Below are 15,137 nucleotides of genomic sequence, written 5' to 3' on the forward strand. Positions count from 1 at the left end.
ACTACCCGCGCGACTTTCCTCCGCGGCGCACCCGCAGTGCGGTGTCGAGCGCGGCCGTGGCCACGAGCAGGGCCGTGGCACTGAGCGACACGAGCACGGGTGATGCGATGAGGGCGAGGGGGGCCAGGGCGAGCATCCCGAGGCCGGCGACGGCCGCGACGAGCACGCCCGGCGCGCCCACGATACGGCGGAAGATCGCGCAGCCCAGCAGGTACAGCGCCGGTCCGCCGACGATGCTGACGATCGCGATCGTCGACCAGGTGTCGGGTTTTCCGACGACGAGCTTGTCGGCGACGCCCGTCAGCACGATGCCGCCGATGATGACGACGTGCGCGTAGGCGTAGGCGGACCGCGCGATCGCGCCCGTCTTCGCGCCTTTTTCCAAGCGCCGCTCGCCCCACCACTCGCCCTGGTCGAAGTAGAACCACCACATGGCCGCGGCCGAGAGGAACGCACTGACGAGCGCCAGCGAACGCTCGACGGTCAGCTCTTCGGCGACGAAGGCGAAGCCCGTGACGAGGAAGGTCTCGCCGAGCGCGATGATGACGAAGAGGGATGCCCGCTCGGCGATGTGCGCCGCCGAGAGGTCCCAACGCTCCATGTCGCCGCGGCCCAGCACGGGCGTGCGGTACGACACGGCCGCGCCGAGGTAGTCGATGACGACGGCGAACACCCAGAGCACGACGAGGGCGGTGCCGCCGAGCAGAGCGCCGGCGATCCAGGCGACGCCGCTCAGCGCGAACCACGCGGCCATGCGCCGGAAGTCTGCGTTCGCGGCCCGATCGTGGTGTGCGGTCGCCGCGATCATCGCGAGCGTGCGCCCCACTTGCAGGCCGACGTAGGCGAGGGCGAAGACGAGCGCGCGCTCGCCCGAGGCCTCCTGCAGCGAGAGCGACACGACGAGGCCGACGAAGGCGAGCGCGATGAGCATCGCCCGCACTTCGAGCCGCTGCGGGTCGAGCCAGTTCGTCGTCCAGGTGGTCTGCATCCAGAGCCACCACATCGCCAGCAGCAGTACGACCGCGACAACCCCTGAGGGCACCGAGTCGACGTGTGCGACGACGTCGCTCAGTTGCGTGAGCGCGAAGACGAACACGAGGTCGAAGAACAGCTCGACGAAGCTCACCCGGTCGGCGCGCTCCGAGCCCGACCCGCTCGACGGGCGCAGCAGATTGACGCGCAGGCCCGAGTTCGCTCGATTCGACATGATCGGCACAGCGTAGAGCCGTAGAATGTGAGCTGTCGCGACTGGCGTTCGGATGGGTCACCATCAGGGAGCGACCGACACGGTGTGGGGCCGTACGCCTGGGCCCCCAGCAGAATCCCGCCGGCTGCGCCCGGCAGACCCTCGAAGGAGAACTCCCGTGTCCGACAAACTCCCCTCCTCGTTCAACGACGCCCTCACCGACGTCGACCCCGAGATCGCTGCGGTGCTCGAGCAGGAGCTCGGCCGGCAGCGCGGCACGCTCGAGATGATCGCGAGCGAGAACTTCGTCTCGCGCGCCATCCTCGAAGCCCAGGGCTCGGTGCTGACCAACAAGTACGCCGAGGGCTACCCCGGCAAGCGCTACTACGGCGGCTGCGAGTTCGTCGACATCGCCGAGAACCTCGCCATCGAGCGGGCCAAGGCGCTGTTCGGCGCGGAGTTCGCCAACGTGCAGCCCCACTCGGGCGCCCAGGCGAGCGCGGCCGTGCTGCACGCCCTCGCGATGCCCGGCGACACGATCCTCGGCCTCGAGCTCGCCCACGGCGGCCACCTGACGCACGGCATGAAGCTCAACTTCTCGGGCAAGGTCTACAACGCCACGAGCTACGGCGTCGACCCTGAGACGATGCTCGTCGACATGGACGTCGTGCGCGCCAAGGCGCTCGAGGTCAAGCCGACCGTCATCATCGCCGGCTGGTCTGCGTACTCGCGCCAGCTCGACTTCGCCGCCTTCCGCGCGATCGCCGACGAGGTCGGCGCCAAGCTCTGGGTCGACATGGCGCACTTCGCGGGCCTCGTCGCCGCGGGCCTGCACCCCTCGCCGCTTCCGCACGCGCACGTCGTCAGCTCGACGGTGCACAAGACCCTTGGCGGCCCGCGCTCGGGCATCATCCTCAGCAACGACGAGTCGCTCTTCAAGAAGCTCAACTCGGCCGTGTTCCCGGGGCAGCAGGGCGGGCCGCTCATGCACGTCATCGCGGCGAAGGCCGTGGCGTTCAAGCTCGCCGCGACGCCGGAGTTCGTCGAGCGACAGGAGCGCACCATCCGCGGCGCCCAGATCCTCGCCGCGCGGCTGACGCAGGACGACGCGATCGCCGGCGGCGTCAACGTGCTGACGGGGGGCACGGATGTCCACCTCGCGCTCGTCGACCTGCGCGAGTCGCCCCTCAACGGCCTCGAAGCCGAAGACCTGCTGCACCACGTCGGCATCACGGTGAACCGCAACGGTGTGCCGTTCGACCCGCGCCCGCCGATGGTGACGAGCGGTGTGCGCATCGGAACCCCCGCGCTCGCCACGCGCGGCTTCGCCGACGCCGAGTTCACCGAGGTGGCCGACATCATCGCCCACACCCTCATGCCGAACCCCGACGTCGCGGCCCTGCAGTCGCGCGTCGCGGCGCTGACCGACGCGTTCCCGCTCTACCCGGGGCTGTAGTCGTGGCGGAGTCGCACTCCACCGCCCAGCGCCTCGACGGCACGGCCACGGCCGCGGCCATCAAGGCCGAGCTCACCGAGCGCGTCACAGCGCTGCGTGAGCGTGGCATCGTGCCCGGTCTCGCGACCGTGCTCGTCGGCGACGACCCCGGCTCGCAGTGGTACGTGGCCGGCAAGCACCGCGACTGCGCCGAGGTCGGCATCGCGTCGATCCGCCGTGATCTGCCGGCGACGACGACGCAGGCCGAGCTCGAATCCGTCATCGACGAGCTGAACGCCGACCCGGCGGTGACGGGGTTCATCGTGCAGTTGCCGCTGCCGAAGCACCTCGACACCGACGCGATTCTCGAGCGCGTGCATCCCGATAAAGATGCCGACGGGCTGCACCCCACCAACCTCGGGCGCCTCGTGCTGCGCGTCGACCGCCCGATCGACACCCCGCTGCCGTGCACGCCGCGCGGCGTCATCGAGCTCGTCGAACGGCACGGGCTGTCGTGGGCGGGCAAGGATGTCGTCGTGATCGGGCGCGGCGTCACCGTCGGGCGCGCGATCGGCTCGCTGCTCACGCGGCGCGAGTACAACGCTACCGTCACGCTCACCCACACGGGCACGACCGATCTCGCGGCGCACCTGCGGCGGGCCGACGTCATCGTCGCGGCCGCGGGCGTGCCGGGCATCGTTCGCGCCGCCGACGTGAAGCCCGGCGCGATCGTGCTCGACGTCGGCGTCTCGCGGCTCGTCGACCCCGACACGGGCGTCTCGCGCATCGCGGGCGACGTGGCCGACGACGTCGCGACGGTCGCGTCGTGGATCTCGCCCAACCCCGGCGGGGTCGGCCCCATGACGCGCGCGCTGCTGCTCGCGAACGTCGTCGAGACCGCGGAGCGCCAGGCCCGCTAGACCGTCAGCGGGTGCGGCCGGTAGCCTGGTCGCATGGAGCTGTGACGCAGTCGAAGTCCCGCGCCCGAGGCTGAGCCCGGCGGGAATCCTGCGAACCCCGGCGGTACTCCATGTCTCCGACCCTGTCCACTGCGCTCATTTCCTCTGGCGACCGCGCGCCCCTCATCGCGCGCGGCGTCACCCGAATCCTCGGCGGCCGCGCCGTGCTGCGCGACGTCGACCTCATCGTGCCCGCGGGCGCGCGCGTCGGCCTGATCGGCGAGAACGGCGCGGGCAAGTCGACCCTGCTCCGCCTGCTCGCCGGGGTCGACGAGCCCGACGCGGGCGAGATCGTGCGCCCCGCGCGGCTCGGCTGGCTGCCGCAAGAGGTGCCGTTCGATTCGGGGATGCCCGTCTCGAGCATCCTCGACACCGCCGACGCGCCGCTGCTCGCCCTCGAGCGCACGATCGAGGCGACGGCGGCGCTGCTCGGCACCGACCCGGGGGTGGACGCCGCCTACAGCGCCGCGCTCGACGAGGCCGAGCGGGTCGAGCTGTGGAGCCGGCACGCGCGCCGCGATGCCCTGCTCGACGCGTTCGGGGTGGCGGGTATCCCGTTCGCGACGCCGCTCGGTGAGATCTCGGGCGGGCAACGCAGCCGCCTCGCGCTCGCCGCCCTGCTGCTGAGCTGCCCCGAGGCGCTCGTGCTCGACGAGCCGAGCAACCACCTCGACGACCGCGCGGTCGACGCGCTGCGCGAGCAGCTGCTCGGCTGGCGCGGCCCCGTGCTGCTCGCGAGCCACGACCGCGCGCTGCTCGACGAGGTCGCCACCGAGCTCGTCGACCTCGATCCGAGTCGTCGCGCGGCGACCGGCGAGAACGGGGGAGGCCAGGCCGTGCGGTACGGCGGCGGCTTCAGCGACTACCTGGCCGAGCGCGAGCGGGAACGGCAGCGCTGGCAACGCCAGCACGGGCTCGAGCAGCGCGAGCTGAGCCGGTTGCGCGGCGAGGTCGCGGTCGGGGCGCGCGCGATCGACACGGGCGGGCGCCCGCCGCGCGACAACGACAAGTTCATCCGCCACTTCAAGGGCGCCCGTGTCGAGGCCGAGGTCGCCCGCCGGGTGCGCGACGCCGAGCGGCGCCTCGCCGAGCTCGAGGCCGCTCAGGTCGCGCCGCCCCCCGAGCCGCTGCGCTTCGCGGGGCTCCCGCCGGGCACGGCCGCGCTCGAGGGCGACGACCCGCTCGTCGCCCTCGAGTCGGCCGCGGTCGACCGCCGGCTCGCCCCCGTGACGCTCGCGCTGCGGGCCGGCGATCGGATGCTCGTGACCGGCCCCAACGGATCGGGCAAGTCGACGCTGCTCGCCGTGCTCGCGGCGAGCATCCCGCTCGATGCTGGCCGGCGCACAGCGAAACCGCGCCTGCGCGTGGGCGTGCTCGCGCAAGACACGCGCCTGGCCGAGCCGCACCGCACCCCGCGCGAGCTCTACGAACGAGCGCTCGGGGCGGGCCGGGCCGCGGCGGTGCCCCTGGCGAGCCTGGGCCTGCTCGGCCCGCGCGACCTCGACCGCCCGGTCGGGGTGCTCTCGGTCGGCCAGCAACGCCGGGTCGAGCTCGCCCTCGTGCTCGGGCGGCCGCCGCACCTCCTGCTGCTCGACGAGCCGACGAACCATCTCTCGCTGCGGCTCGCGACCGAGCTGGAGGACGCGCTCGGCACCCACCCGGGTGCGGTCGTCGTCGCGAGCCACGACCGCTGGCTGCGGCGTCGCTGGTCGGGCACCGTGCTCGCGCTGGGGGGCTAGCGTCGCCCGGCGACGAGCCGCAGGCGCACGGGCTGTCCGGGGCGCAGTTGGGCGAGGCGGTCGAGTGCCGAATCCACAACCACGGCGATGACGGGGTATCCGCCCGTCACGGGGTGGTCGGGGCCGAGCACGGTGGGCGCGCCGTCGGGCGACACCTGGATGCTCCCGCGCAGCATCCCCTCACTGGCGAGCTCGACCCCGACGAGGTCGGGCACCCGGGCGAGCGCGGGCCCCTCGAGGCGCACCCCGGTGCGGTCGCTGCGCGCCGAGGTGGTCCACTCGCTCGTCAGCAGCAGCTCCCACGCCGCGGCGTCGAACCAGTCGTGGCGGGGCCCGGGGCGCACCCCGAGCTCGACGGTCCCGTCGGGCGGCGGATCCACCGGCACGAGGTCGCCGAGTGGCACGGGCGACGCGGGTTCGGGGCCGAGCGGCAGCACGTCGCCCGCGCGCACCGGCTCGGGGCCGAGCGCGGCGAGCGTGTCGCGGGCGCGCGAGCCGAGCACCGCGGGCAGGTCGAGTCCACCGCGCAGGGCGACCGTCGACCGCAGGCCGCGCGTCACCGCGCCGAGGTGCAGCTCGGCCGCCGCATCCGCCCGTACCGCCGTGTGTGGCTCGACGGGCGTGCGTCGACCATCGGTGACGAGCACGGCGTCGCTCCACGCGCCCGTGACGGCCACCCACGTTCCGGCGGGCAGGGCCAGGCGAAGGCCGCCGAGCAGGCACTCGAAGGCCGCGGCGCCCTCGTCGTTGCCGACGAGCCGGTTGGCGAGCCGGTGCGCCGCGCGATCGAAGGCACCCGACGCGCTCACGCCGAGGTGCGCGAGTCCGGGTCGACCGAGGTCCTGCACGAGCGCGCGCGCTCCCGGGTCGAGAACCTGCACCGCGCTCACGAGCGCACCGCCGTGAAGCGCACCCGTGCGCCCGGGGCGACGAGGGCCGGATCGACCCGGTCGGCATCCCACAGCACCGCGTCAGTGCGGCCGATCAGCTGCCAGCCGCCGGGGGAGCAGCGGGGGTAGATGCCGCAGTACTCGGCGGCGAGGGCGACCGCGCCGGCCGGCACCGAGGGCCGTGACGTCGCGCGCCGCGGTACGGGCGGCAGTGCGGCGCCCGCAGGCACGAGGTACGGGAACCCGGGAGCGAATCCGATGAACGCGCACACCCACTCGGTCGCCGCGTGACGTTCGACGACGGCTGCCGGCGAGCACCCCCAGGCCTCGGCGACGACGTCGAGATCGTCGCCGTTGTAGACGACCGGCAGGGTCACCAGGCCGCCGACGGTGGCCATCGCGACGGCGTCGGGCTCGTGCGCCGCGAGCCAGTGCTCGGCTGCTCCGAGACCGAGCACGGCGGGGTCGAGGCGCACGAGCACCGTGCGTGCGGCGGGGACCAGCTCGACGATGCCGCCGGGAGCCTCGGCGCTCCAGCGGGCGTGGGCCGCGCGCGCACTCTCGAGCGAGGCGAATTCGGCGAGCAGCGCCCGGTCGCCGCAGGGCAGCAGCCTCATACGACGGCCGCGACCTCGACACCGGCGGCGTCGAGCGCGGCGCGCACGGCGCGGGCGATCGCGACGGCACCCGGGGTGTCGCCGTGCACGCACAGCGATTCGGGGTGCACGGTCAGCTCGGTGCCGTCGATCGCCACGACGACTCCCTCGACGACCATCCGCACGGCCCGCTCGGCAACCTGCTCGGGGTCGGTCAGCAGGGCGCCGGAGAGCCCCCGGGGCGCGAGCGTGCCGTCGGCCAGGTATCCGCGATCGACGAAGGCTTCGGGCACGAAGCGCACGTCGACGGCGCGGCAGGCCGTCTCGATCGCCGAGCCGGGCAGGCCCAGCACGGGAAGACCGAGACCGCGTGCGACATCGGCGACCACCTCGGCCACTTCGAGGTCGACGGCGATGCGGTTGTAGAGGGCCCCGTGCGGCTTGAGCGAGCGCACGGCCGCACCCGCATGCGCGGCGATGCCTGCGAGCGCCGAGACCTGGTACAGCACGTCGGCGTGCAGGTGCTCCGCCGGCACCTCCATGTCGCGCCGGCCGAATCCGGCGAGGTCGCGGTATGCCGGATGCGCCGTGATCGCGACGCCGTGCCTCGCCGCGGCGCGGCACGACGCGAGCATGGTCGCGGGGTCTCCTGCGTGAAAGCCGCAGGCAAGGTTCGCGCTCGTGACGAGCGGGAACATCGCCGCGTCGTCGCCCATCGTCCACGCGCCGAACGATTCGCCCAGGTCGCTGTTGAGGTCGACGGTCACCATGCCGAGAGCCTACGACGCGCGCCCCCGCGATCGCCCCCGTCGAGGACTGGCCGCCGGGCGAGCCCTCGGCCATAATGCGAGAGACTCTCCATACGCCCGAATGGAGTTCAGGAAGGGGTTGCCCGTGCCCTTGGGCCTGCCCCCGCACCTCGCGGCACGCACGACGAGCACGGCCATCGCTCGAGCGGGCCACGCCGCGGCCGCCGTCTGCCTCACGGCCGTCGGGCTCGTCGTCGTGTCGATCCAGGCCTACCTGCCGCAGGTCATCCTCTGGCCGGCGCTCGTCGTGCTCATCCCCATGATCGTGCTGCTCGTGCTGCTCGAACGCAGCCCGTCGTCGTTCATCGCGGTGTGCTACCTCGTGATCGGCGGGCTCTGCGTCACCTGGTACTCGCTCATCGCCTCGACGCAGCTCGACACGCCCGTGGCGAACGACGACTTCACGATCGTGCTGCTCAAGCTCGCCCTCATCCTCGTGATCGGCGTCGGGCCGAGTCTCGGCGTCTCGATGGTCTGGACGACGGTCGCCTACGTCGTCGGGGAGCTCGCCTCGGTCGCGGCCTTGGTCATGCTGGGCGCACCGTGGCGGTTCGACACCATCTCGTTCGCCGCCTGGTTCATCGTCATCGGCCTGCTCGCGGTGCTGCGCATCGACCGTCTCACCGGCCGCGACTCGCAGTCTGAGATCTACCGCGCGGCGCGCGACGAGATGCTGGCGGATGTTCGCCGCGTGTTCGAACAGCGGGCCACGGCCCTCCTGCACGACACCGTGCTCAATCAGCTCGCGGTCATCACGGCGACGACGGGCGATCTCTCGCCGGCCGTGCGCGCCGCCATCCGCGCCGACCTCGAGTCGATCGTCGGCCAGGAGTGGTTCGACGTGGCGTCGGTCGATGACGCCCGCGACGCGGGCCACGAGTCCTCCAGCCCGGCGAGCGGTCGCGCCGAGCGGCTTCGGGCGATCATCGACGACGCCGCGGGCACCGAGGTGCGGGTCGAGATCTCGGGTGATGCGGCCGTGCTCGAGGGCCTCGACCCCGAGGGCTTCGACGAGTTCAGCCGCGCCATCGGTCAATGCATCGCCAACGTGCGCCGGCACGCCGGCACGCCGACGGCCGACGTCGTGCTGGGGGGCGCAGCCGACGAGGTCTCGGCGATGGTGATCGACGGAGGCCGGGGGTTCGCGCTCGACGCCCGCACCGATGGCCGCCTCGGAGTCGGTACGAGCATCGTCGGGCGGCTCGAGACGATCGGCGGCTCGGCGACCGTCTGGTCGCAGCCCGGCAAGGGCACCTCGGTGCTGCTGCGCGTTCCCGCGGCGCGCGCCGACGGCGCTCGGCGGGTGCGCGCATGAACCTCGACCCGCCCATCCCGTCCGCCGAGGTCACGCTCGACCGGCTCGACCCGCTCTCGGCGGCCGCCGCGCGGCCCGTCACCACCGGAGCCGCCCTGCTCGCACTCGCCCTTCCCCTGGTGACGCTCGTCACCCGCAGCGACGAGGTCACCCAGCCGCTGTGGTTCGTGGTGGCCTACGCGGCGCTCATCGCCGCGGTGTCGCTCCTGCTGCATCGCTCCCGAGTGGCGACGCCCGCGTGGATGCGGCCGTCGGCCCAGTGGTTCCAGGTGCTGCTGATGATCGTGCTCATCGCGAGTGCCGCGTCGACGGCGGGGGCCAACGCACTCATTCGCGACGATTGGGCGCCGCTCGTCGTGGGCGTGCTGCTCGTCGCGAGCACCCCCTATCGACCGGCGCGCGAGATCCTGTTCTGGACGATCGTCCACACGCTGCTGAGCGCCGCTCTCGGCGTGGTGCAGGCCCCTGCCTCGGTCACCGACGTGCCCGAGTTCACCCTCGCGGTCTCCGGATCGTTCAGCGTCGCGGTCATGGGGTTCGCGGCGGCCGCCTACGCGCGCTCGCTCAACAGCTCGACCCAGCTCTGGCACGAGCGCGCGTGGCAGTCCGCCGCCGCCGCGGCGCTCGAGCACCGCAGCGGCGTGGCGCGCTCAGTGCAGCAGCGTCGCATCTCGCTGCTCAACCGCGAGGTGGTGCCGTACCTTCAGCGGGTCGTCGCGGCGGAGAGCATCGGTGACGACGACCGTGACGAGGCGCGCCGCATCGCACGCAGCATCCGGGGCCTGCTCGTGCGCGATGTCGAGAAGACCTGGGCCCAGCTCATGCTCGACGACCTGGTCGGGCGCCACCCGCGGCTCAACATCACCGTGATCGCCGACGACCCCGACGACCTCGGCCGGCACGCCGTGCTCGAGCGGCGCACCCTGCTGCGCGCGCTCGCGGCTGTCAGCCTCGAGCGCCTTGCGGCCTCACGACTCGAGCTGGGGCTGCGCCGCGGCCCCGAGGGCGGCCTCGTCGTGCGCTGGGCCGTCGACACCCCGAAGGCGATGCCGGATGCCCGCCGCGAGCTGCGCGCCATGCTCGAGCTCATCCGGGGGCTCACCCTGCGCTCCTCGGTTCACGAGCAGCCGGGCCGACTGGTCCTAGAGTTTGAGTATGGATACTGACGCGCGCTCCGGATCCCGGGTGCGGCTGGCGATCCTGGACGACCACGAGCTGCTGCTCGACAGCCTCTCGTCGTGGATCGCGACGCGCGCGCCCGACTTCGACCTCGTGCTCACCGCCCCCACGTGGTTCGAGCTCGTGCAGAGCGATCAGTTCCCCACCGACCTCGTGCTGCTCGACTTCCAGCTGCAGGAGCCCGTCTCGATCGAGGCCCGCGTGCGCACCTGCCGCGCCGCCGGTGCGAAGGTCATCGTGCTCACGAGCCTCGACACGGTCGAGGCGCGCGACCGCGCCTTCGACGCGGGGGCGTCGGCCTTCCTCTCCAAGGCCATGCCGCTCGGCGAGGTCATGGAGACCGCTCGGCGCGTCATGGGCATGGAATCGACGGGTGAGCCCGTGCGCGACTGGCGGCCCCTGCCCAAGGGGGCGCAGCATCCCGCCCGCCCGAAGCTCTCGACGAGCGAGCGCGAGGCTCTCGCGCTGTACGCGAGCGGATACAGCATGGCCGAAGTGGCCAGCCAGATGAACGTGCAGTACGAGACCGCGAAGACCTACCTGCGGCGCGTGCGCGAGAAGTACTCCCGGGCAGGGCGCCCGGCGAGCACCAAGGCCGACCTCATCCGACGAGCGGCAGAAGACGGACACCTGCAGTAATGGCCAAGCTCTACTTCCGATACGGCGCCATGAATAGCGGCAAGAGCACCTCGCTGCTGCAGGCCGCGTACAACTACGAGGAGCGCGACCAGACGGTCGTGCTCGCGAAGCCGCGCATCGACACGAAGGGCGATCAGACGATCGTCTCGCGGCTCGGCGTGACGCGCCCGGTCGACTTCACGATCGACGCCGCCGACGACGTCTACGCGCGCTTCCAGGCCCAGCGCGCGGCGATCCTGCGCTCGACGGGCACCGACGTGGCGTGCCTGCTCGTCGATGAGGCGCAGTTCCTCACGATGCAGCAGGTCGACGATCTGCTGCGCATCGCGGTGCGCGAGGACGTTCCCGTCATCGCCTACGGCATCCGCACCGACTTCCAGACCGTGGCTTTCCCCGGCAGCCGTCGTCTGCTCGAGATCGCGCACTCGCTCGAAGAGCTCAAGACCATCTGCCGGTGCGGCCGCAAGGCCGTCTTCAACGGCCGGTCGATCGACGGCGTCTTCGTGTTCGACGGCGATCAGGTGGCCATCGATGGGGTCGATGTGACGTACGAGTCGCTGTGCGCCGCCTGCTATCTCGACGAATCCGGCGACAACCTCGCGTCGGGATGGCGTGCTCCCGTTCCCCTCGACGCGGTCGACCCGCTCGTGTCGGGATCGCTCGGCCCCGACCCCGACTTCAGCTAGCCCGCCGCCCGACCGGAGCAGCTCGCGTCGGGGGAGCGCTTGCGCTTCCCCGACCAATAAGTGCACGAATGACAAAAGGACCGCCGTTGGCGATCCTTTTGTCATTCGTCGGGGTAACAGGATTTGAACCTGCGGCCTCGTCGTCCCGAACGACGCGCGCTACCAAGCTGCGCCATACCCCGGTGCCGCCCCGGCGAGCCGGGGCAACCCGTCAAGAATAGCCGATGTCGTCGCCCACGAGTGTCACGAGCACCGCCTCGGGCGGGCACGCGAACCGCACGGGCGCGTAGATCGACGTGCCGATGCCCGCCGAGACGTTGAGGAACGAGGCCTCGTGGGCGTGGTGCCACATCGAGAGGCCGCGCGCGCGATCGCGCGGCAGGTCGCAATTGGTGATGAGGGCGCCGACGCCGGGCACGCAGACCTGGCCGCCGTGCGTGTGGCCGGCGAAGATCACGTCGGCCCGTTGCGTGGTGAAGGCGTCGAGCACACGCCGGTACGGCGCGTGCGTCACCCCGATCATGACGGCGGGGTCGTCGGTGTCGTCCTCGTCGAGCTCGCGCAGGGCATCCACGAGACCGGGCAGGCGATCGAGGCGGTCCCAGCCGCGGTGAGCGTCATTGGTGCCCATGAACTCGAGGATCGAGCCGTTGATGGTGAGCTGCGCCACCGCGTTGTTGAGCGACGACCAGCCGAGGCGGTCGCCCAGCAGCGCCTCGAGCGCGTCGATGTCGAGCGGCACCGCGGTCTCGGTCTGGCCCTTCGAGGGGCCGAGCAGGTAGCGCAGCGGGTTCTTCGGGGTCGGCGCGAAGTAGTCGTTCGACCCGTGCACGAACACTCCGGGCACGCCGTCGAAGGCCATGAGCGCCTCCGCGAGCGCCGGCAGGGCATCCACGTGCCCCAGATTGTCGCCCGTGTCGACGATGAGGTCGGGCTTGAGGGCCGCGAGCGAGCGCACCCAGGCGATCTTGTCGGACTGCCAGGGCGCCAGGTGCAGGTCGCTCAGGTGCAGCACGCGGATCGGGTCGGCGCCGGGCGCGAGCACGGGCACGACCTCGTGGCGCACGCGAAACGCGCGCCGCTCGATCGCGATGGCGTAGACGGCCGCGGCCGCCGCCACCCCGAGGGTGACGGCGGCCGCGGCACGAGCGCCTGAGGTCACGAACAGACGACTCTCGAGACGGTCAGCTGGATCGTTCGCTCGTACTTGATCTTCGCCCCGCCAGCGGGGTTCTGGGCCGTCACGATGCCGTCTTGACCCGGGTCTCCGTCCACAGGGATCACGACACAGGCCTCGCTGACGTTCGTGAAGCCGGCCGAGTTGAGCGCTGCCACGGCATCGTCGTACAGCTGGCCGACGACGTTGGGCAGCTCGACGAGGTTGCCGCGGCTGATCGACACCTTGACGATCGTGCCGCGCGCGAGCAGGGTGCCCGGCGAGAACGACATGGTCGCGACGCGCCCGGCCTCGAGCGCCGAGTCGACCTGGCCCGCGACCTCGAAGCGCAGCCCGAGACCCTCGAGCAGTGACTTGGCCTGCTCCTGCGTCATGCCGATGACGTCGCCCGGCAGCTTCACGCCCGAGCCGGCCAGCAGGTTCGCCGGCGGCGCCGGGAACCCGCCGCCGCCGTACTGGCGGTTGGCCTCGGCCATGATGCCGCGGAAGATGATGTGGCGGATTCCCGACCCTCCCGGGTAGTTCAGCATCGAGACCTGGCCCTTGACGTTGCCCACCCAGACGGCCGTCGCGACCTTGCGGGTCGAGCCGACCATCCACGTCTGGTTGAAGCTGTCGGTGGAGCCGGTCTTGCCGATGATCGGCACGCCGTCGCCGATGTTCGAGGCGGTCGCCGTGCCGCCCGTGATGACGGTGGCCATGGGGGCGGCGGTCGCCGCGGCGACCTCTGCCGTCATCGCACGGCGGCAGTCCTGCGTCTGCCCATCGAGCTCGACGCCGTCGCGGTCGACGATGCGGTCGACCGCGATGGGCTCGCAGAACACGCCGCCGTTCGCGATGCCGGCGAAGGCCGCGGCCATCGTCAACGGGGCGATGTTGTTCGTGCCCAGAACGGCCGAGGGGTTGGTCTCGAGCGGGTCGCCGTCGGCGCGGTGCACCCCGAGCGACTCGGCGGCCGCACGGATCTGGCACTGGTCGAGCTGCTCGGCGATCGAGGCGTAGGCCGAGTTGACCGAGTTGACCGTCGCGTTGAAGACGCTCATCGCGGCGCCACCGGCGCCACCCGAGTTCTTGAACTTCCAGGGGCCACCCCAGGGGCCGCCTCCGTCGTCGCACGTGTCGAGGAACGCGGCCTGGTTGAGCTCGAAGCGCGAGGCGTCGACGACCTCATTGAGTCCGCGGCCCTGCTTGAGCCACTCGACGAGGGCGAAGATCTTGTAGGTCGAGCCCACCTGGAAGCCGCTCGACCCGCCGTAGTCGCGGTCGGTCGCGTAGTTGACGGCGGTCTGGCCCTGCTTGGGGGTCTGCGAGTCGTTGAAGGGGCGGTTCTGCGCCATCGTGAGGATGCGGCCCGTTCCCACCTCGACCGAGGTCGCCACGCTGCCGATGTTGAGGATCGTGCTGCGGGTCGGCACGTTCTCACGCACCTTCTTCTGCGCTGCGGCCTGCAGCTTGAAGTTCAGGGTCGTGTAGATCTCATAGCCGCCGAGACGCCAGTTGTCGAGGCGCTCTTCTTCGGTCGCGCCGAGCGACTCGAGGTTCTTGATGTTCTTCACGACGTAGTCGCAGAACTGCTGAGCGTTGCGGTTGGCCGCGATGCAGCCGCTCTGGCGCTCCGACAGGTTCACGAACTCCTCGTCGACCGCGATCGCCAGGGCCTCGTCGCGCTCGGCCTCGGTGATGTACCCCTCCGAGGCCATCGTGCGGATGATGTAGTCCCGACGCTCCTGGTTGCTGGCGTAGTTGTCGGGCGTCTCGAGCGAGCGCTCGTTCGGGTACTGCACGATCGCGATGAGGCTCGCGGCCTGGGCGATCGTGAGGTCGATCGCGTCGACGCCGAAGTACTGCTGCGCGGCGGCCTGGATGCCGTACGTGTTGCCGCCGAAGTTGGCGAGGTTCAGGTAGGCGAGCAGGATCTCGTCTTTCGTGTACTCCTTCTCGAGCCCGATCGCGAGCTTGGCCTCTTTGAGCTTGCGCTCGAGCGACTGCTCCTGCGCCTCGGCGTAGAGCCGGTCACGGTCTTCCTCGGTCTCGGCCTTGAGCGACTCGTTGACGAAGATGTTCTTGACGAGCTGCATGGTGAGCGTCGATGCGCCCGACTGCACGCCACCCGAGGTGACGTTGCCGATCGCGGCGCGCACGATGCCCTGCAGGTCGACGCCGCCGTGGTCGTAGAAGCGGCGGTCCTCGCCGGCGACCGTGGCGTCTTTCACGAACTGCGAGACCTCGTCCCAGGCGACCTCTTCGCGGTCTTCCGCGAAGACGATCGCGATCTGGCGGTAGCCGTCAGCGGGGTCGTCGGTCTCTTGCGCGTAGAGAACGTTGCGCTGCGTCTGCTCGTTGATCTTGATGTATTCGGGCAGACCCTCGAAAATGCCGATGGTGTTGCTGGCGGCCATGCTCGAGACAGCGAGGGCCGGCGTGACCATGACGGTCACGAGAACGCCGGCGAGCGCGCTGAGCCCGAGCATCCCGCCGATGGCGCCGATGACTCCGGAAGCCTTCTGATTCTGGGCAGACATATGCT

At 71.5% G+C, this 15,137-nt stretch carries 13 protein-coding genes, 1 tRNA gene and 1 riboswitch; of the genes, 7 read left to right on the forward strand and 7 right to left on the reverse strand.

Going from position 1 to position 15,137, the window contains the following annotated elements:
• Position 1: 1 nt before the first annotated feature.
• Positions 2-1,207, reverse strand: coding sequence for a low temperature requirement protein A (locus NNL39_RS07155; protein WP_255158381.1), 1,206 nt, complete (start codon positions 1,205-1,207; stop codon positions 2-4).
• 27 nt (positions 1,208-1,234) lie between these two features.
• Positions 1,235-1,318: riboswitch (ZMP/ZTP riboswitch) on the forward strand.
• A gap of 46 nt (positions 1,319-1,364) precedes the next feature.
• On the opposite strand from NNL39_RS07155, the gene glyA reads away from it, so the two are divergent.
• From glyA to NNL39_RS07170, 3 genes are all read left to right on the forward strand, one after another.
• Entirely contained in the window at positions 1,365-2,642 is a 1,278-nt protein-coding gene (gene glyA / locus NNL39_RS07160; RefSeq protein WP_255158383.1) for a serine hydroxymethyltransferase, read from the forward strand.
• Between the two features lie 2 nt (positions 2,643-2,644).
• A complete protein-coding gene (locus NNL39_RS07165; RefSeq protein ID WP_255158384.1) occupies positions 2,645-3,541 on the forward strand; it encodes a bifunctional methylenetetrahydrofolate dehydrogenase/methenyltetrahydrofolate cyclohydrolase in 897 nt (298 codons plus the stop codon).
• Between the two features lie 110 nt (positions 3,542-3,651).
• Positions 3,652-5,319 carry an ABC-F family ATP-binding cassette domain-containing protein gene (locus NNL39_RS07170; RefSeq protein ID WP_255158386.1) on the forward strand — a complete coding sequence of 556 codons (1,668 nt, stop codon included), beginning with the start codon at positions 3,652-3,654 and terminating at the stop codon, positions 5,317-5,319.
• Here NNL39_RS07170 and NNL39_RS07175 read toward each other — a convergent pair.
• Genes NNL39_RS07175 through NNL39_RS07185 form a run of 3 tightly spaced genes read right to left on the reverse strand, consistent with a single transcriptional unit; the run spans position 5,316 to position 7,575 of the window.
• The gene (locus NNL39_RS07175; RefSeq protein WP_255158388.1) at positions 5,316-6,209 is read right to left on the reverse strand and encodes a 5-oxoprolinase subunit C family protein; all 894 of its coding nucleotides are present in this window, start codon (positions 6,207-6,209) and stop codon (positions 5,316-5,318) included. The genes NNL39_RS07170 and NNL39_RS07175 overlap by 4 nt on opposite strands.
• Positions 6,206-6,826 carry a 5-oxoprolinase subunit B family protein gene (locus NNL39_RS07180; RefSeq protein WP_255158391.1) on the reverse strand — a complete coding sequence of 207 codons (621 nt, stop codon included), beginning with the start codon at positions 6,824-6,826 and terminating at the stop codon, positions 6,206-6,208. Before NNL39_RS07180 ends, NNL39_RS07175 begins: the two co-directional genes overlap by 4 nt.
• Positions 6,823-7,575 carry a 5-oxoprolinase subunit PxpA gene (locus NNL39_RS07185; RefSeq protein WP_255158393.1) on the reverse strand — a complete coding sequence of 251 codons (753 nt, stop codon included), beginning with the start codon at positions 7,573-7,575 and terminating at the stop codon, positions 6,823-6,825. The genes NNL39_RS07180 and NNL39_RS07185 overlap by 4 nt, the downstream gene beginning before the upstream one ends.
• Positions 7,576-7,699: 124 nt before the next feature.
• Between NNL39_RS07185 and NNL39_RS07190 the strand changes: the two genes are divergently transcribed.
• The 4 genes from NNL39_RS07190 to NNL39_RS07205 are packed head-to-tail and all read left to right on the forward strand — an operon-like array spanning position 7,700 to position 11,433.
• Positions 7,700-8,929: a sensor histidine kinase gene (locus NNL39_RS07190; RefSeq protein WP_255158395.1), complete on the forward strand. Its 1,230-nt coding sequence runs from the start codon at positions 7,700-7,702 to the stop codon at positions 8,927-8,929.
• The gene (locus NNL39_RS07195) at positions 8,926-10,095 is read left to right on the forward strand and encodes a hypothetical protein (RefSeq protein WP_255158397.1); all 1,170 of its coding nucleotides are present in this window, start codon (positions 8,926-8,928) and stop codon (positions 10,093-10,095) included. Before NNL39_RS07190 ends, NNL39_RS07195 begins: the two co-directional genes overlap by 4 nt.
• On the forward strand, positions 10,085-10,747 hold the full coding sequence (locus tag NNL39_RS07200) for a response regulator transcription factor (RefSeq protein ID WP_255158399.1): 663 nt from the start codon (positions 10,085-10,087) through the stop codon (positions 10,745-10,747). Before NNL39_RS07195 ends, NNL39_RS07200 begins: the two co-directional genes overlap by 11 nt.
• A complete protein-coding gene (locus tag NNL39_RS07205) occupies positions 10,747-11,433 on the forward strand; it encodes a thymidine kinase (RefSeq protein WP_255158401.1) in 687 nt (228 codons plus the stop codon). The genes NNL39_RS07200 and NNL39_RS07205 overlap by 1 nt, the downstream gene beginning before the upstream one ends.
• A gap of 108 nt (positions 11,434-11,541) precedes the next feature.
• Here NNL39_RS07205 and NNL39_RS07210 read toward each other — a convergent pair.
• The 3 genes from NNL39_RS07210 to NNL39_RS07220 form a co-directional block, all read right to left on the reverse strand.
• Positions 11,542-11,615 (reverse strand) — tRNA-Pro (locus NNL39_RS07210).
• Positions 11,616-11,644: 29 nt separating this feature from the next.
• Complete coding sequence (locus NNL39_RS07215) at positions 11,645-12,595, reverse strand: metallophosphoesterase (RefSeq protein ID WP_255158403.1); 951 nt, start codon at positions 12,593-12,595, stop codon at positions 11,645-11,647.
• A complete protein-coding gene (locus NNL39_RS07220) occupies positions 12,592-15,132 on the reverse strand; it encodes a transglycosylase domain-containing protein (RefSeq protein WP_255158404.1) in 2,541 nt (846 codons plus the stop codon). Before NNL39_RS07220 ends, NNL39_RS07215 begins: the two co-directional genes overlap by 4 nt.
• Positions 15,133-15,137 lie beyond the last annotated feature (5 nt).

The sequence above is a fragment of the Microcella humidisoli genome, assembly GCF_024362325.1.
GTDB classification, from domain to species: domain Bacteria; phylum Actinomycetota; class Actinomycetes; order Actinomycetales; family Microbacteriaceae; genus Microcella; species Microcella humidisoli.